The 16,471-nt window shown below is 71.0% G+C and carries 13 protein-coding genes; 1 reads left to right on the forward strand and 12 read right to left on the reverse strand.

The annotated features are described in order from the left end of the window. Positions 1-95: 95 nt before the first annotated feature. From JTN19_RS15250 to rpe, 6 genes are all read right to left on the reverse strand, one after another. Positions 96-1,331, reverse strand: coding sequence for a NupC/NupG family nucleoside CNT transporter (locus JTN19_RS15250; protein ID WP_340643337.1), 1,236 nt, complete (start codon positions 1,329-1,331; stop codon positions 96-98). After that, positions 1,328-2,809 (reverse strand): DNA recombination protein RmuC, encoded by a 1,482-nt coding sequence (rmuC, locus tag JTN19_RS15255; protein WP_242531193.1) that lies wholly within the window; start codon positions 2,807-2,809, stop codon positions 1,328-1,330. The genes JTN19_RS15250 and rmuC overlap by 4 nt, the downstream gene beginning before the upstream one ends. A 265-nt stretch (positions 2,810-3,074) precedes the next feature. Next, positions 3,075-4,652, reverse strand: a complete 1,578-nt coding sequence (gene purH, locus JTN19_RS15260) for a bifunctional phosphoribosylaminoimidazolecarboxamide formyltransferase/IMP cyclohydrolase (protein WP_206934375.1) — start codon at positions 4,650-4,652, stop codon at positions 3,075-3,077. Between the two features lie 3 nt (positions 4,653-4,655). Then, entirely contained in the window at positions 4,656-5,765 is a 1,110-nt protein-coding gene (locus JTN19_RS15265; RefSeq protein WP_206934376.1) for a glycosyltransferase, read from the reverse strand. A 4-nt stretch (positions 5,766-5,769) separates the two neighbouring features. Then, complete coding sequence (locus JTN19_RS15270) at positions 5,770-7,404, reverse strand: heparinase II/III family protein (RefSeq protein WP_206934378.1); 1,635 nt, start codon at positions 7,402-7,404, stop codon at positions 5,770-5,772. Next, positions 7,401-8,060, reverse strand: a complete 660-nt coding sequence (gene rpe / locus JTN19_RS15275) for a ribulose-phosphate 3-epimerase (protein ID WP_206934380.1) — start codon at positions 8,058-8,060, stop codon at positions 7,401-7,403. The genes JTN19_RS15270 and rpe overlap by 4 nt, the downstream gene beginning before the upstream one ends. A gap of 133 nt (positions 8,061-8,193) precedes the next feature. On the opposite strand from rpe, the gene atzD reads away from it, so the two are divergent. After that, positions 8,194-9,300 (forward strand): cyanuric acid amidohydrolase, encoded by a 1,107-nt coding sequence (gene atzD / locus JTN19_RS15280; RefSeq protein WP_206934382.1) that lies wholly within the window; start codon positions 8,194-8,196, stop codon positions 9,298-9,300. Between the two features lie 96 nt (positions 9,301-9,396). Here atzD and JTN19_RS15285 read toward each other — a convergent pair whose 3' ends face one another. From JTN19_RS15285 to JTN19_RS15310, 6 genes are all read right to left on the reverse strand, one after another. After that, positions 9,397-9,843 carry a VOC family protein gene (locus JTN19_RS15285; protein ID WP_206934384.1) on the reverse strand — a complete coding sequence of 149 codons (447 nt, stop codon included), beginning with the start codon at positions 9,841-9,843 and terminating at the stop codon, positions 9,397-9,399. After that, the gene (gyrB, locus tag JTN19_RS15290; protein ID WP_242531177.1) at positions 9,836-12,262 is read right to left on the reverse strand and encodes a DNA topoisomerase (ATP-hydrolyzing) subunit B; all 2,427 of its coding nucleotides are present in this window, start codon (positions 12,260-12,262) and stop codon (positions 9,836-9,838) included. The genes JTN19_RS15285 and gyrB overlap by 8 nt, the downstream gene beginning before the upstream one ends. Positions 12,263-12,393: 131 nt before the next feature. Beyond that, positions 12,394-13,515, reverse strand: coding sequence for a DNA replication/repair protein RecF (recF, locus tag JTN19_RS15295; RefSeq protein WP_206934386.1), 1,122 nt, complete (start codon positions 13,513-13,515; stop codon positions 12,394-12,396). Positions 13,516-13,689: 174 nt separating this feature from the next. Then, positions 13,690-14,820, reverse strand: coding sequence for a DNA polymerase III subunit beta (gene dnaN / locus JTN19_RS15300; RefSeq protein ID WP_206934388.1), 1,131 nt, complete (start codon positions 14,818-14,820; stop codon positions 13,690-13,692). Between the two features lie 481 nt (positions 14,821-15,301). Further along, positions 15,302-15,805 carry a type III secretion system chaperone family protein gene (locus JTN19_RS15305; protein ID WP_191083646.1) on the reverse strand — a complete coding sequence of 168 codons (504 nt, stop codon included), beginning with the start codon at positions 15,803-15,805 and terminating at the stop codon, positions 15,302-15,304. 293 nt (positions 15,806-16,098) lie between these two features. Beyond that, complete coding sequence (locus JTN19_RS15310) at positions 16,099-16,455, reverse strand: DMT family protein (protein ID WP_206934390.1); 357 nt, start codon at positions 16,453-16,455, stop codon at positions 16,099-16,101. Positions 16,456-16,471: the final 16 nt, after the last annotated feature.

Here is a 16,471-nt window from a genome sequence, read left to right on the forward strand (position 1 = left end):
AAGACGTGAATCCGCCGCGTGAATGCCTGGCGCTTCGGATCGTCTTCGGTGGAATCACCGAAGGCGTGAATCCGCCGCGCAGACGGCCCGCGGCCTCACGGCGCCGTCAGCACCCCCACCGCCGCGCCCGTGATGCAGCAGGCAATGGTGCCCGCCGCCAGCGCGGGAAAGCCGAGCCGCGCGATCTCGGCCCGGCGTTCCGGCACCATGGCCGACATGCCCCCCAGCATGATGCCGACCGAGCCGAAATTCGCGAAACCGCACATGGCATAGGCCAGGATCAGCCGCGTGCGGGCATCCATCGCCGCGCCTTCCTGCGCCAGCGCCAGGTAGGAGACGAATTCGTTCACCACCACCTTCACGCCGAGCAATTCGCCGACCCGCGCCGCGTGCTCGGGTGCCACGCCCATGGCCCAGGCCAGCGGGCGGAAGAGCCAGCCCGCCACTTCCTGCAAGGTCACGCCCAGCAGGGGTTGCAGCACCTCATTGGCCAGGGCGACCAGCGCCACGAAGACGATCAGCGCCGCCATCACGCCCAGCATGAGTTGCAAACCGTCGCCAATGCCCTGCACCAGCGCCTCCATGGTGGAGGAATAGCGCAGCACCGGGGCTTCCTCGGCGGTGGTGGTCGTCTCGCCCGGCCGCATCAGCAGCGCCACCAGCACGGCGGCGGGCGCGGAGATCAGCGAGGCCGTCAGCAACTGCCCCGCCGCATCCGGCACCACCGGCGCGATGATCAGCGCATAGACCACGAACATGTTGCCCGCGATGGTGGCCATGCCCGCCACCATCACCACGAACAATTCGGTGGAGTTCATCCGCGCCAGCCAGGGGCGGATCATCAGCGGCGCCTCGACCATGCCCACGAAGACATTGGCGCCCACGCCGAAGCCGCTGGCCCCGCCAAGACCGAAGACGCGCCGCAGCCCCCGCGCCAGCAGCCGCACGCAGAAGCCCAGCACCCCCCAATGGAACAGCACAGCCGAAAGCGCGCCCACCACCAGCACCAGCGGAAGCGCCTGGAAGAAGAGGATGAAGGCGGCGCCGGGGAAGGGTTCCGGGAAGGGCAGTGGCGCCCCGCCCAGATAGCCAAACACAAGCGAGGTGCCCGCCCGCGTGGCCCGCGCCAGCGCCTCCACCGCCTGGCCGATCCAGCCGAAGCCCACCCGCAGCCAGGCGACGTTCAACAGCAGCGCCGCCAGGCCCAGCACCGAGGCCAGCCCCGCCAGAACCACCCGCGCCGAGACGCCGCGCCTGCAGCCCCCCAGCACCCAGGCCAGCAGGCACAGCGCGCCCATGCCGGCGAGCGACTGCCATTGCAGCGCGCTCACGCCTCGTCGTCCTCCTCGGGAAGGGTGGCGTCGAGGCCGAGGGCGGCGGCGGATTGCTCGCCCGGCATGGCCTCCACGCCCTTCAGCTTGCGCGCGATGGCGCGGGTGCGCGTGCGCGCATCGCCGATCGTGTTGTTCACCGTGCCCACCTGCTTGCCCAGCTTCTCCAGGACGCCATCCATCTTGGCCATCTCGGCCTTGGTGGCGGCAAGCAAATCCCGCACGCCTTCCGCATTTTTGGACAGCGCGAGCGTGACATGGCCCAGCTGGATGGTCCGCAGCATGGCCGGCAGCAGCGAGGGCCCGGCGATGAAGACGCGCGCGTTGCGCCCCACCTCGTCAATCAGGCCCGGGATGCGCGCGACCTCGGCATAGAGGCCTTCGGTGGGGAGGTAGAGGACGGCGAATTCCGTGGTGGCGGGCGGGTGGACGTATTTCTGCCGGATCTTTTGGGCCTCCGCGCGGATACGGAGTTCCAGGGCGCGGCGGGCCTGGGCCTCGGCCGCCACGTCGCCAGCGTCATGGGCGGCGAGGAGGCGTTCGTAATCCTCCACCGGGAATTTCGCGTCCACGGGCAGGCGCACCACGGCCTCGCCGCTGGTCGGCATGCGGATGGCGAATTCCACCACCTCGTTGCTGCCCTCCAGCAGCTTCACGTTCGTCTCGTAGCTGTTCTCGGGCAGGAAATCGTCGAGCATGGCCTTCACCTGGGCCTCGCCCCAGCCGCCGCGCGTCTTCACGTTGGAGAACAGCCGCCGCAGGTCGCCCACCTGCGAGGCCACGGACTGCACATTGCCCATCATGGCCTGGATGGCGTTGAACTGGTCAATGACGCGGGTGAAGCTCTCGGTCATCTGCTTCTCGACCGCCTCGCCCAGCTTCTCGTTCACGCTGGCCTGGATGTCGGTGAGGCGCTTGTCATTCGCCTCGCGCATCTCCTTGAGGCGCGCCTCGATCTCGGCGCGGGATTCGGCGGATTTGCGGTCAATCAGGTCGCGCGCCGCGGTCATCTCCGTCGCGATGGCGGTGCGCATGGCGGACTGGGAATCGGCCAACGCGGCGCGCACCTGCTCCACCATCACGTTCATGGCGGCCAGCTTTTCGGACATCTCGGCGCGCAGGGCCTTGGCCGCTTCCGCCTGGCCTTCCGCCAGCGCGCCGCGCATCGCCTCCAGCTTGCCGGCGAGGTCGGTCTGGAGCGTGCCGGTGCCCTGGGCAAGGCGCGTCAGACCCTCGCTGAGCACCTTGGTCTGCTCGACGGAAAAGCCCTGGATTTCGCGGCCCGTCGCGGCCTCGCTGGCGGCGAGCGCGGCCTTCACCTCCCCCGCCAGCGCGCCAAGGCGTTCGCCCTGCCGTTCCTGCGCGGCCTGGAGCAGCGCCACGCCGGGATCAGCCCCCGGCTTGCGCGCCAGCAACAGGGCCAGCACCGCGAGCAGCAGCAGGACCACCAGCCCCAGCAGAACCACTTCCACCGACATCACGAACGCCCCCCATCAAGCCCATCCGCCCCCCGGTGCCCTGCCGTGGCTTCGCCACGGCAGGCGGAGCCCACCCAGCAGGACACGGCGCCAAACCGGCCCCCCCGCGAGAACGCCGAAGGCGGTCTCGTGGGGAAACTACCGGGCCCCCCGCGAAAGCGCCGAAGGCGATTTCGTGGGGAACTCACTGGGGCCCCCGCGAAGGTTTCGCCGCCGTCCACGCCGGAACGGCGTGCACGGCGGCGAAAACTTCGTGGGGAACACGTCAGTGCCGGAAGTGCCGCATCCCCGTGAACACCATGGCCAGCCCGGCGGCATCGGCGGCGGCAATCACCTCGTTGTCGCGCATCGAACCCCCCGGCTGGATCACCGCGGTCGCCCCCGCCGCCGCCGCCGCCTCCAGCCCATCGGCGAAGGGGAAGAAGGCGTCGGAGGCCACGACGGAACCCTGCGCCAGGGGTGTGTCGGAACCGGACGCACGCGCGGCCTCGGCGGATTTCCAGGCGGCGATGCGCGCCGAATCCACCCGGCTCATCTGCCCCGCGCCGATGCCCACCGTGGCGCCGCCCTTGGCGTAGATGATGGCGTTGGACTTCACATGCTTGCAGACGCGGAAGGCGAACAGCAGGTCCGCCATTTCCTGCGCGGTGGGCGCGCGCTGGGTCACCACCTTCAGCGCGCCCTCCGTCACGCGCCCCGCATCGCGCGACTGCGCGAGGAAACCGCCGCCCACGCTGCGGAACACCATCCCCGGCAAGGCCGGGTCCGGCAGCCCGCCCGTCAGCAACAGGCGCAGGTTTTTCTTGCGGGCGAAGATGGCGCGCGCCGCCTCATCGGCATCGGGCGCGATGACCACCTCGGTGAAGATGGCGCTGATGCGCTCCGCCGCCGCCGCGTCCAGCACGCGGTTGGCGGCGACGATGCCCCCGAAGGCCGAGACGGGGTCGCAGCGCAGCGCCGCGTCCCAGGCGGCGGCAAGGTCCTCGCCCTCGGCCACGCCGCAGGGGTTCGCGTGCTTGACGATGACGATGGCCGGGCGCTCGAACTCCGCCACGCATTCGAAGGCGGCGTCGGTGTCGTTCAAATTGTTGAAGCTCAGCTCCTTGCCCTGCGCCTGGCGCGCGGTGGCGATGCCGGGCCGCCCCGTGCCGTCCAGGTAGAAGCCCGCGCGCTGGTGCGGGTTCTCGCCATAGCGCAGCGTCTGCGCGAGGTGGCCCGCGAAGGCCAGGCGCGGCGGAAACTCCTGCGCCACCTGCCCCGCGAACCAGGTGCTGATGGCGGCATCATAGGAAGCGGTGCGCGCATAGGCGGCCGCCGCCAATTCGCGCCGCAGGGCGAGGCTCGTGCCGCCCTGCGTCGCCAATTCCTCGGTGACGCGCAGCAGGTGCAGCGGCTCGGTGCAGACCACCACATGGGCGTGGTTCTTGGCGGCCGAGCGGATCATCGCGGGGCCCCCGATATCAATGTTCTCGATGCAGTCGTCGAACTCCGCGCCCTTCGCCACCGTCGCCTCGAAGGGGTAGAGGTTGACGGCCAGCAGGTCGATCGGCGCCAGGCCGTGCTGCTCCATCTGCTGGAGATGCGCCGACAGGTCACGCCGGCCCAGCAGCCCGCCATGCACCTGCGGCACCAGCGTCTTCACGCGCCCGTCCAGCACCTCCGGGAAGCCCGAATGCTCCGAGACGTCCTTCACCGCGATGCCGGCCGCGCGCAGCGCCTGGGCGGTGCCGCCGGTGGAGAGGATCTCGGCCCCCATCCCCGCCAGCATCCGGGCGAAATCCACGATGCCCGTCTTGTCCGAGACGGAGAGCAAGGCGCGGCGAATGGGCAGGCGGTCGGTCATGGCTCAAAGTCCCAGATGGTCGAGGGTGCGTTCCAGCACGCTGGACTCGGTGTAGTGCGAAAGCGCGCGGGCCAGGCCCGCCTGGCCCATGCTCTGGCGCAGTTGCGCGTCGGCGGCCAGACGCGAAAGCGCATCGGCCAGCGGCGCGGCCTGCATGGGCGGCACCAGCAGGCCGGTCTCGCCGTCCCGCACCAGTTCGCGGCAGCCGCGGATGTCGGTGGCCACCACGGGCAGGCCGCACAGCATGGCCTCGATGCCGCTCATCGGCAGGCCCTCGAAATGGCTCGGCAGGCAGAAGATGTCGGCGGCCGCCAGCACCCGGGCCACGTCGCGCCGATGGCCCAGGCGGCGCAGGCGCGGGCCCATGGCGGCGGCGGCGCGGGCGAAGTGCGGCTCCATGTCCGGGCCATGGTCGGTGGGCAGGCGCTCGCCCACCGCCCAGAGATGGGCCCTCGGCACCCGCGCCATGGCCTCCAGCAATTCCGGCCAGCCCTTGTGCCGCACCAGCCGCGCCACGGCCACGACCACCACCGCCTCCTCCGGCACGCCGAGTTCGGCGCGGATCGCCGCGCGCGCGGCCGGGTCCGGGTGGAAGATCGCCGGGTCGCGCCCATTGCCAAAGGCCGTGGCTTCGCGATGGATGCGAAGGCGCCGCGCATCCGCCGCCTCCTCCGCGCTGACGGTGAGGAAGCGGTCCGTCAGCCGCCCGCCCAACCATTCCATGCCGAGCGAGAGCCCCCGCCGCCATAGCGGCCCCGGCTGGTTGAACAGGAAGCCGTGGCAGGTATAGGCCACGCGCGGCACGCCCGCCGCCCGCGCCGCCAGCCGCGCGAGAATGCCCGAGATGGGCATGTGCGCGTGCACCAGGTCGAAGCGCTCGGCGCCGAGCGCGGCGCGGATGGCGCGATAGGCCGCGAGGTTCGCGCGCGGCGAGAGGCTGCGCGCCATCGGCACCGGGATGATCCGGAAGCCCTCGGCGCGGGCCACCTCCAGCAGGGGGCCCTCGGCGCACATCCCCACCACCTCATGCCCGCGGGCGCGGGCCGCGCGCATCAGCGGCAGCAGGAAATGCCGCAGCGAATAGTCCACATTGGAGACTTCCAGGACGCGCACGCCATCAGGCGGGGGGCGAGGCGGGCTCGGCCGGGGCCACGCGGGTGATGGCCCATTGGATGCCCTCCGCCTCGCCCTGCGAGGTGAGGACGATCTGGCTGGTCCGCCGCGCCTCGGCGCCGAGGCCGAGATAGACGCTGTCCTCCAGCGCGATGGCGGCCCCCCGCGCGCGCAGGCGCCAGCCCTGGCCGGTGGGCAGGCGCATGAGCACGCCGCCCTCCTCCTCCTGCAAGACGGCCTTCACGCCAGGGTGCAAATGGAAGCGCACCACGCAGGGCTGGTCCACCGTGCCTTGTGGTTCCAGCACATCCTCGCCGCGCAGATCGTCGCCATTCTCCGACAGGTAGAGGCGGCGCTTGTGGATGGCGTTGTGCGTGCGGCGATAGCCGTCATGCGTGGCTTCCAGCCATTGCGCGCCATTGGCCTCGAAGCGTTCCACCTCCACCCGCTCCGGCCGGCGGCCCAGGCCCTCGGGGCGGAGCTCGGCGCTGTTGGTGTCCGCCAGCGTCAATGTGGAATGCGCGGCGGTGGAGCGCAGCGCGTCGCGCCAGGCCGAATCACCCGCCGGCGAGGCGCCGCAATTCACGATCAGCCGGTCGCGCCCCACGGACATCTCGAAGGAGAGCGCGCCGGCATGGGCGAAGCGGTCCGCACCGCGCGGGGCGCCCGTGGCGGGGTCGGCCCCGCGGCCCGGCGGCGGCGCGCCGCAATCGGCGATGACCAGCGTCCGGCTCGCGGCCAGGCGATGAAAGCCCGTCTCCTGCAACAGCAGCGGCGCGCGGCCCTTGGCCTGGCCCTGGGTCAGCACCAGGTCCACCAGCGAGGCCGGCTCCTCCCGCGTGCCGTTGAACAAGGAGAGCGTGCCGTCGCCATGGCGGAACAGCCGCAGGGCCTGCCCCGCGCGGTCAATCACGGTGGCGAGCTGCGGCGGCGCCGTGACGCCGCTGCCGTTCAGCAGGTTCCGCAGCTCGATCAGGTCCTGGAAGGCCAGGAGCTGCACGGCGGGGCTGCGCTCCACATGGCCGCCATCGGGGTGGAACTGGCGCTCCAGCTCGGCCGGCAGGAATTTCAGGGCGCGGACCATCCAGGCCTCCTCGCCCAGCGCCACGGCGGCGGCGATGGTGCCCTTCATCACCATCAGCGCGCCGCGATGCGCGGCCTCGTCCGGCAGGCTGGCCGCGAGCCGGCGCCCGTCATGCGCGAGGCGCTGCATCAGCGCGCGGCGAAACCCTTCCTCGGCCGAGGCGGCGAAGAAATCCCAATGGCCCAGCCAGGAGGAGACGCGCATGGCCGCCACTTCCGGCAGGTTCGCCACCGGCTCATTGGCGCCCTGGGCCAGCCAGGCCTCCGTCAGGTCGCGCGCCTCCACGCGGGCGGCGTCGCTGCCCAGGCTGCGGAGGTCGCGCAGCCAGGCGAAGCCATGCGCCGCCATCCGCCAGGGCAGCGGCCCGGATTCGGGGCCCCAGCCATCCAGCGCGCGGGCGCTGCCCATCACCTCCATCTCGCCCCGCAGCAGCGCGGCGCCGCGATTGGCATCGCCCGGCCAGAGGTCGCGGAAGGAGCGCGCCGGCGCCTCCGGCACCCGCACCGGCTTGATCCGCGAAAACAGGCGGCGCGCGTTGCGGAACACGTCGCTCATGCCGCCTTCCCCCGCAGGCCGCGGATCGCGGCGGCGTAGTCCTGGGCGCCGAAGACCGCCGTGCCGGCCACCAGCACATCGGCGCCGGCGGCCACGCAGCGCGGCGCGGTGGCGGCCGTGACGCCGCCATCCACCTGGAGCGCGATGTCGCGGCCGCTTTCCGTGATCATGCCGCGCAGCGTCGTGATCTTGGCCAATTGGCTGTCCAGGAAGGATTGCCCGCCAAAGCCCGGGTTCACCGCCATGACCAGGATCAGGTCCACCAGGTCCATCACGTGGGCCACGGATTGCACGGGGGTGGCGGGGTTCAGCACTACGCCGCATTTCTTGCCCAGCGCGCGGATGGTCTGGAGCGAACGGTGCAGGTGCGGCCCCGCCTCCGGGTGGAGGCTGATGAGGTCCGCCCCCGCCTCCGCGAAGGCGGCGAGGTAGGGGTCGGCCGGCGCGATCATCAGATGGACGTCGAAGAACAGCCCGCAATGCGGCTTCAGCGCCCGCACCAGCCCCGGTCCGAAGCTGATATTGGGCACGAAATGCCCGTCCATGATGTCGAGGTGCAGCCAGTCGGCGCCGGCGGCCTCGATGGCGCGCACCTCCTCGCCCAGGCGCGAGAAATCGGCGGCGAGCAGCGAGGGGGCGATCCTGACGGGGCGCATGGCATCCTTGATCTGTCACGGCCCTGCCTCATCGGGCCAAGGGGCTTCGGTTAGCCGATCCATGCCGCGTTGAAAACCTCGCAAGGGCGTGGCACGGGGCATCTCCTGCCCCGTCCACAACCCATGGTGATCCATGCCCCGCCAGGCCCTCGCCTTCCTCGTCCCCGCCCGCCACCCCGGCGACGCCGCCGCCGTGGCCGCGCTGTTCGAGCAGGGGATGATCCGGCCGGAGGAGGTGGTGGCCATCCTGGGCAAGACCGAGGGCAATGGCTGCGTGAACGACTTCACCCGCGCCTATGCCGTGGAGGCGCTGGGCCACATGCTGGCCGCCCGCCTGGGCACGGATCTGGGCACCGTGCTGGGCCGCGTGGCCATGGTGATGTCGGGCGGCACGGAGGGCGGGCTTTCCCCGCATTTCCTGGTGCTGGGGGTGCGCGAGGGCGCGCCGCCCGCCGCCGCCCCCGCCCTGGCCCTGGGCGTCGCCTTCACCCCCGAATTCCCGCCCGAGGCGCTGAGCCGCATGGCCCAGGTGGACGCCACCGCCGCCGCCGTGCGCGAGGCGATGGCGCAGGCCGGTATCCGCGACGTCCGCGACGTCCACTACGTGCAGGTGAAGTGCCCGCTCCTGACCAGCGAGCGCATGGCCGAGGCCCGCGCGCGCGGCGCCGCCTGCGCGACGGAGGACACCTATGCCTCCATGGGCCTCTCGCGCGGGGCCTCGGCGCTGGGGGTGGCGCTGGCGCTGGGCGAGGTGCCGCGCGCGGCGCTGGATGATGGCGTGGTGGGGCGGGACTGGGGGTTGTTCTCGGGCCGCGCCAGTTGTTCCGCCGGCGTGGAACTGACGCGCAACGAGGTGGTGGTGCTGGGCAATTCCCCCGACTGGGGCGGCGACCTCACCATCGCCCATGCCGTGATGCGCGACGCCATTGACCTGCCGGCGGTGCAGCGGGCGCTGTCCGCCGCCGGGCTGGATGCTGGCGCTGGCCAGTTGCCGGCCGAGGACGCCGCGCGCCTGGTGGCCCTGCTGTGCAAGGCGGAACCGAGTTCCACCGGCCTGATCCGCGGCCGCCGCCACATCATGTGGGATGACAGCGACATCAACGCGACGCGCCATGCCCGCGCCCTGGTGGGCGGCGTGGTGGCGGCCGCGACGGGGCGGACGGATTTGTTCGTGTCAGGCGGCGCGGAGCACCAGGGGCCCGACGGCGGCGGGCCGGTGGCGGTGATCGTCAGGCGCTGATGGGCGGCTGATTCACGCCTTCGGTGATGCCACCGAAGACGATCAGGTGCTTGGCCCGCGGCTGATTCACGCCTTCGGTGACCCCACCGAAGGCGATCAGGCGCTGATGGGCCGCGTGCCGATGTTCTGCGCCAGCATCAACAGGTAGCCATCGGGGTCCTGCACGAAGACCTCGCGCTGGCCGAGTTCGACATCGCCGGTCCGGCGCCAGATGTCGCGCGGGCCGGTGTGCAGCGGCCAGGACCGCGCCTCCAGCGCGGAAAGGACGGGCGCCAGCGCGTCGAAGTAGAGCTGCATCATGGCGCCCTGGCCAAGCGGATGCTGCATCGGCCCCGTCTCGAAGCGGCCATTGCGGCGGCAGAGCATCACCTGCATCCCCGCCGCGTGTTCGAGGTAATGAAAGCCCTCGGAAGGCCGGGCATAGGCCGTGGTGAAGCCCAGCACGCCGCGCCAGAAATCGAGGCTGGCGTCCAGGTCATTCACATGGAGTTCCACGATGAAGCGCACCCAGCCGCCGCGCGGGGGCGCGCCATACTCAGACATCCAAATTCGCCACCTTCAGCGCGTTCCCCACGATGAACTCCCGTCGCGGCTCCACCACATCGCCCATCAGGGTGGAGAAGACCGTCTCCGCATCCTCGGCATCGTCCACGCGGACTTGCAGCAGGGTCCGCACGGCGGGGTCGAGCGTCGTCTTCCAGAGCTGGTCGGGGTTCATCTCGCCCAGGCCTTTGAAGCGCTGGAAGCTGAGGCCCTTGCGGCCCTGGGCCAGAAGGCGGTCGAAGGCCGCCAGCGGCCCGCGCACCGGCGCCTCATTGCCCTCGAAGGCCAGCGTGGCACCTTGGGCGAAATTGGCGCGCAGCAGGTCCCGCCGCTCATCCAGCCAGCGCGCCTCGGCGCTGCGGAGCGCCGCGGCGGTCAGCGTGTGGCGCTCGGCCACCCCGCGCACCATGCGGTGCATGTGCACGCCGGCCTCGTCCACCGTCACCACCCAGCCGCGTTCGGAGGGGGGCGCCATGGCGTCCAGCCGCGCGGCCAGTTCGGGCGCGTTTTCCAGCGCGCGCTGCGCGTCGGGCGTCAGCGTGGCGGCAAGTGCGGCCTGTTCCAGCACCTCCACCGGCACATTGGCCGCCATGCGGCGCATGCGGCTGGTGATCTGGCGCAGCGTCTCCACGAAGGTGGCAAGCTCCGCTCCCTCCAGCGCCCGGCCATCGGCCAGGATCATGCGCGCGTTGGAGAGCGCCTTCTCCAGCAGGAAGTCTTCCAGCGCGCGGTCGTCCTTGAGGTAGCGTTCCTCATTGCCGCGCTTGGCGCGGTAGAGCGGCGGCTGGGCGATATACAGATGCCCTCGCTCGATCAGTTCCGGCATCTGCCGGAAGAAGAAGGTCAGCAGCAGGGTGCGGATGTGCGAACCGTCCACATCCGCGTCCGTCATGATGATGATGCGGTGGTAGCGCAGCTTGTTCGCGTCGAAGCCGCCCTTGGCCGGGTCGCCCGCGCCGATGCCGGTGCCGAGTGCCGTGATCAGCGTGCCGATCTCGGCGCTGCCCAGCATCTTGTCGATGCGCGCGCGCTCCACGTTCAGGATTTTTCCCTTGAGCGGCAGGATGGCCTGGTTGGCGCGGTTGCGCCCCTGCTTCGCCGAACCGCCCGCCGAATCACCCTCGACGATGAAGAGTTCGCTCTTCGCCGGGTCCTTCTCCTGGCAATCGGCCAGCTTACCGGGCAGGGTGGAGATGTCGAGCGCGTTCTTCCGCCCCACCTTCTCCCGCGCCAGCTGCGCCGCCTTCCGCGCCACGGCGCTCAGCACCACCTGGTCCAGCACCTGGCGGGTTTCCTTGGGGTGCGTCTCGAACCAATGGGTCAGGGCGTCGGCCACGGCCATCTGCACCACCGGCTGCACCTCGGAGCTGACGAGCTTGTCCTTGGTCTGGCTGGAGAATTTCGGGTCCGGCACCTTCACGGACAGCACGCAGGTCAGCCCCTCGCGCATGTCCTCGCCGGCCAGTTCCACCTTTTCCTTCTTCGCCAGATCCTCGGCGAACTTGCCCACCACCCGCGTCAGCGCCTGGCGGAAGCCCGCCTGGTGCGTGCCGCCATCGCGCTGCGGAATGTTGTTGGTGAAGCACAGCATCACCTCGCGCGGGGAGCTGGTCCACCACATCGCGAGTTCCACGCGGATGCCGTCGCCTTCCTTGGCGATGACGCTGATGGGCGGCTTGAACAGCGGGTCCTTGCCCTTGTCGAGCCACTCCACAAAGGCCACCAGCCCGCCATCGAACTTGAACTCCGCCGTCTGCGCCGGCACGTGCCGGTCATCGCGCAGCGTGATGGCGAGGCCGGAATTGAGGAAGGCCAGCTCCCGCAACCGCCGTTCCAGGATGGCGAATTCGTATTCCGTCTTGGTGAAGGTCAGCGCGGAGGGCTTGAACGTCACCTCCGTGCCCTTGGCCCGCGTGGCCGGGCCCACGATGCGAAGGGGCTGCACCGTCTCACCATGCTCGAAGCGGATCAGGTGTTCGCTGCCCTCGCGCCAGATGCGGACTTCCATCCACTCCGACAACGCGTTCACCACGGCGGCGCCCACGCCGTGCAGCCCGCCCGAGACCTTGTAGGAATTCTGGTTGAACTTGCCGCCGGCGTGCAGCCGCGTCAGCACCACCTCGGCCGCGCTCACACCTTCCTCGGCATGGATATCCACCGGGATGCCGCGGCCGTCATCGGTGACGGTCACGCTGCCATCGCCGTTCAGCACCACGTCCACGCGGCTGGCATAGCCGGCCTGGGCCTCGTCCACCGCGTTGTCAATGATCTCGAAGGCCATGTGGTGCAGGCCCGAGCCGTCATCGGTGTCGCCGATATACATGCCGGGGCGCTTGCGGACGGCCTCCAGGCCCCGCAGCACGGTGATGGAGGCGCCCGTGTAGTCATCGCCATTGGGCAGCATGGGTTCATCCGTCATGGCGCGGGAAACATCATGGGTGGGCAGACACCTCGGCTCTTGGGGCCCCATCCGGCCGCGAGGGCGGCCAGGGGCGATGCGCGCGGACGCGCGTCAGGGAGAAGCGCGGCATTATGGCATTTTTCCGCGCTTCAACCCAGGGGGGCGGGGCGGGGTTCGCCCTCATCCAGGCTGAAATATTCGCCCCCCGCCAGGGGCGCGAAAAGCGCCGCGTCGGTGCCCGTGAGAAACGCCTGCCCCGGCAGGGCGGCCAGGGCCTCGAACAGCGCCGCGCGGCGGGCGGCGTCCAGATGCGCCGGCACCTCATCCAGCAGCAGCAGCGGCGCGAAGCCCCGCGCGCGCGCGATCAACGCCGCATGGGCCAGCACGGTCGAGACCAGCAGGGCCTTCTGCTCGCCCGTCGAGCATTGGGCGGCGGGCATGCCCCTGGCCGCATGGGTGAACAGCAGGTCGGCGCGGTGGGGCCCCGACAGGCTGGCGCCCGCCGCCGCATCGCGCGGGCGGGCGGCGCGCAGGGCCTCGCGCAAAGCCTCCTCCGCCGCCAGCGCCGGCATGGTGTCAAGCAGCGCGTTCGCCGGGCATTGCAGGGCCAGCTGCGCGGCCGGGAAGGCCCCGGCCACGCCGCCTTCCAGCGCCGCGTTCAGCCGCGCCAGCAGCGCGCGGCGCGAGGCGGCGGCCGCGATGCCGTGCCGCGCCATGGCGTCCTCCACCGCGTTGAGCCAGGCGGGGTCGGCGCGGCGGGCATCGGCCAGGAGGCGGTTGCGGTGGGCCATGGCGGTCTCATAGGCCGCGACCTCGCGCGCATGGTGGGGTTCGAGGGCCAGCACCAGCCGATCGAGAAACCGCCGCCGCCCGCCGGCGCTGTCCTGGAACAGCCGGTCCATCTGCGGGGTGATCCAGACGGTGGCCACGCGCTCGGCCAACTCGGCCTGGCCGCGCAGCTTCTCGCCATCCAGGCGCCAGGCGCGGCGGTCGGGGTTGCCTTCCTCGCTGCCGGTGCCGATCTCGAAGCCGCCCGCATGGTCTTCGAAATGGCCGGAGACGGCCCAGGGCGGCGCGCCGTCCATGGCCATCTCGGCGCCGCGTGCCCCGCGCAGCCCCCGCCCGGCGCCGAGCAGGGAGATGGCCTCCAGCACATTGGTCTTGCCCGCGCCGTTCGGCCCCGTGAGCACGACGGCACGCCCGCCAAAGCGCAGATCGAGCGCCGCGTGGTTCCGAAAGCGGGTGAGGCGAAGGCGCGAGAGACGCAGCACCGGAAACCCCTACCCCGCCCCGCGCGGCAGGGAAACCGCACCCTGGCCAAGCGCGAAGCGCCCTCAGCCCCCCGGTGCCCTCGCATGGCTTCGCCATGCGAGGCGGAGCCCAACGCGCAGGATCAGCACCAAGCCGGGGCCCCCGCGAAAGCGCCGAAGGCGATTTCGTGGGGATCAAACCCGCATCGGCATCAGGACGTAAAGCGCACCCTCATCGCCCGCATCCTGCACCACGGTCGGCGCGCTGCCGTCCGAGAACTTGAACCGCAGCATGTCGCCCACCTGGTCGGTGATGTCGGCGAGATAGCGCGCCTGGAAGCCGATCTCGATGGGGGCGGCCGCGTAGGTCACGACATCCTCGTCCAGCTCCTCCTGCGCGGAGCCCTGCTCGGCCGAGGAGGCGGTCAGCAGCAGGTGGTTCCGCCCGATGGAGAGCTTCACCGGCCGCGACCGCTCGGAGGAAATGGCCGCCACGCGGCCCACCGCATCGGCGAAGGGCTGGCGCGCCACCTCCAGCACCTTGTCGTTCCCGCGCGGGATCACGCGCTCATAATCCGGGAAGGTGCCGTCAATCAGCTTGGAGGTGAGGCTGACAGGCCCGATGCGGAAGCTGACCTTGGTGTCGGAGAGGCGCATCTCGATCTCGTCGCGCGTCTCCTCCGCCAGCTTGCGCAGCTCGTTGATGGTCTTGCGCGGGATGATGACGCCGGGCATGCCGCCCGCGCCCTCCGGCAGGTCCTCCTCCACGCGCGCCAGGCGGTGGCCGTCGGTGGCGGCGGCGCGCATGACCTTGCGGCCTTCGCTTTCCGCGACATGGAAGTAGATGCCGTTGAGGTAGTAGCGCGTTTCCTCGGTGGAGATGGCGAAGCGCGTGCGGTCAATCATGCCGCGCAGGCGGGCGGCCTCGATCTTGAACTGGTGGGGCAGGCTGCCCTCGGTCATGGAGGGGAAATCCTCCACCGGCAGCACCTGCAAGGTGGTGTTGAACTTGCCGGCGCGGAGCGCCAGCGGCGCGTCGCCGCCCTTGTGGTCCAGCTCGATGGTGGCGCCATCGGGCAGCTTGCGGACGATCTCGTAGAGGGTGGCCGCCGGCGCCGTGGTGCGGCCGGGGCGGGCCACCTGCACGCCGGGCACTTCCTCGACGATGGCGATCTCCATGTCGGTGGCCGTCAGGCGCAGCACGCCCTCGGCCGAGGCGTCGAGCAGGATATTGGCCAGGATGGGGATGGTGTTGCGCCGCTCCACCACGGATTGCGTGTGGGCCAGGGCCTTGAGCAGGATGGCGCGCTCGACGCTGAACTTCATCTCTCTGGTCCCCAAACGTCCGGCCTCTCCGCGGCGATTCGCGCCGCGGGCAAACCTGTCCCTAGCATTGCGGGGCTGTTGGGGCAAAGGCGGTTGCGAGCGAAGCGCGCAACCGGGCGGGGCGCGCGGGCTGGGCCCCGCAATGCTGGATTTTTCGTGCCCTCAGGCGCCGGGCGCGCGCTCCGCGCGCTTGGCTGCGGCGCGCGGCGGGGGCGCGGGTGGGAAGGGAGCATGGGCGCCGCCGGCCGCTTTGCGGCCGGAGCGTGGGGAAGGTGCGCGGGCAAGGCCCGTGGCGTCGAACGGGCGGTACACCTCAACCCTGATCAGCGCGCCCTCACAGCATCCGGCCGCAAAGCGGCCGGCGGCGCCCACTTACGCGCGCGGCCAGTACCCCCGCCGCGCGCCGCAAGCCAAGCGCGCGGAGCGCGCGCCCGGCGTTTGAGGGCGGAAAATCACTCGCCCGGCGCCTGAGGGCGGAGAATCACGCCTCTCCGACGCAGTCCAGCATGGCCGCATCCAGCGCCTCGCCGGGCTTCTTCCCGCCCCAGAGCACGAACTGGAAGGCCGGAAAGAACCGCTCGCATTCGGTCAGCGCGATGTCCACCATGTCCTCCAGGCTTTCCGCGCTGGCCCCCGGCGCGCCGCGCAGCAGCACGGCGTGGCGGAAGACGGGCACGCCCTCCTCCACCTCCAGCCCGAAATGGCCGATCCAGAGGCGCTCATTCGCCATGGCCAGCAATTCGAACAGGGGCGCGCGGTGGCCCGTTGGCACCTTCACGTCGAAGGCGCAGGAGAAATGCATGGCGCTGATCTCGGGCGCCCAGGAAAAGAACAGCGTGTAGTTGCACCACTTGCCTGGCGCCTCGGCCGCCATCTCGTGGTCGGAGCGGCGCTCGAAGGTCCAGTCATGCGCGTTGACGATCTGTTCCAGAACATCGAGCGGGTTTGTCGCGCGCTCGGTCACCTCGGCCAGCATTCCGGACATGTGGCACTCCCCCTGGAACCCGGTCAGGAACGCACCTCCGGCCCGGGCGGCGCGGCGGTACGGGTGGGGGCCTCCTCAGGGCCCGTGGGCGGCCTGGTCCCGTGACGGACCCTCCCCCGCGGGTCCGGCCCGGCCACCGCGCCCTTGACGCAAGCGGTGGGGGTCCAGGCGGCGCAACGCCACCACGGATAGGGTATGGCACCGGATTCCCGCGCCGCAACCCCTTCCGGGGCCCATGCGGGGCCGCCATGCGCCCGGCAGGGGGTTTTCCCCAGGAATTTCACGCGACCGTATCAATCCACCGGCAGGAAGATGAAGATCACGGCCGCCACCAGGCAGGCCATGGCGGCGAAATAGGTCCAGCGCAGCGCCTCGCCCAGGAACATCACGCTGAACACGGCGAAGACCGACAGCGTGATCACCTCCTGCATCACCTTCAGCTGCTGCCCCGTGAAGGTGCCGTAGCCAATGCGGTTGGCCGGCACCGCCAGCCAGTATTCGAAGAAGGCGATGCCCCAGGACACCATGACCGCGACCCAGAGCGGCCAATGCGGCGCCTTCAAATGCCCATACCAGGCGAAGGTCATCATGATGTTGCTCGCCACCAGCAGCAGCGGCGTGGCGAAGTAGGGCGAGGCGAGGAGGGACATGCGGCGGGCTCCGGAA

It is taken from the genome of Roseococcus thiosulfatophilus (genome assembly GCF_017311575.1).
GTDB lineage: Bacteria > Pseudomonadota > Alphaproteobacteria > Acetobacterales > Acetobacteraceae > Roseococcus > Roseococcus thiosulfatophilus.

Bases quoted from the DNA above. Each gene is read 5' to 3' on its own strand.
- rmuC (WP_242531193.1), bottom strand. From the start codon at position 2,809: ATGTCGGTGGAAGTGGTTCTGCTGGGGCTGGTGGTCCTGCTGCTGCTC.
- purH (WP_206934375.1), bottom strand. From the start codon at position 4,652: ATGACCGACCGCCTGCCCATTCGCCGCGCCTTGCTCTCCGTCTCGGAC.
- JTN19_RS15270 (WP_206934378.1), bottom strand. From the start codon at position 7,404: ATGAGCGACGTGTTCCGCAACGCGCGCCGCCTGTTTTCGCGGATCAAG.
- rpe (WP_206934380.1), bottom strand. From the start codon at position 8,060: ATGCGCCCCGTCAGGATCGCCCCCTCGCTGCTCGCCGCCGATTTCTCG.
- atzD (WP_206934382.1), top strand. From the start codon at position 8,194: ATGCCCCGCCAGGCCCTCGCCTTCCTCGTCCCCGCCCGCCACCCCGGC.
- JTN19_RS15285 (WP_206934384.1), bottom strand. From the start codon at position 9,843: ATGTCTGAGTATGGCGCGCCCCCGCGCGGCGGCTGGGTGCGCTTCATC.
- gyrB (WP_242531177.1), bottom strand. From the start codon at position 12,262: ATGACGGATGAACCCATGCTGCCCAATGGCGATGACTACACGGGCGCC.
- dnaN (WP_206934388.1), bottom strand. From the start codon at position 14,820: ATGAAGTTCAGCGTCGAGCGCGCCATCCTGCTCAAGGCCCTGGCCCAC.
- JTN19_RS15305 (WP_191083646.1), bottom strand. From the start codon at position 15,805: ATGTCCGGAATGCTGGCCGAGGTGACCGAGCGCGCGACAAACCCGCTC.
- JTN19_RS15310 (WP_206934390.1), bottom strand. From the start codon at position 16,455: ATGTCCCTCCTCGCCTCGCCCTACTTCGCCACGCCGCTGCTGCTGGTG.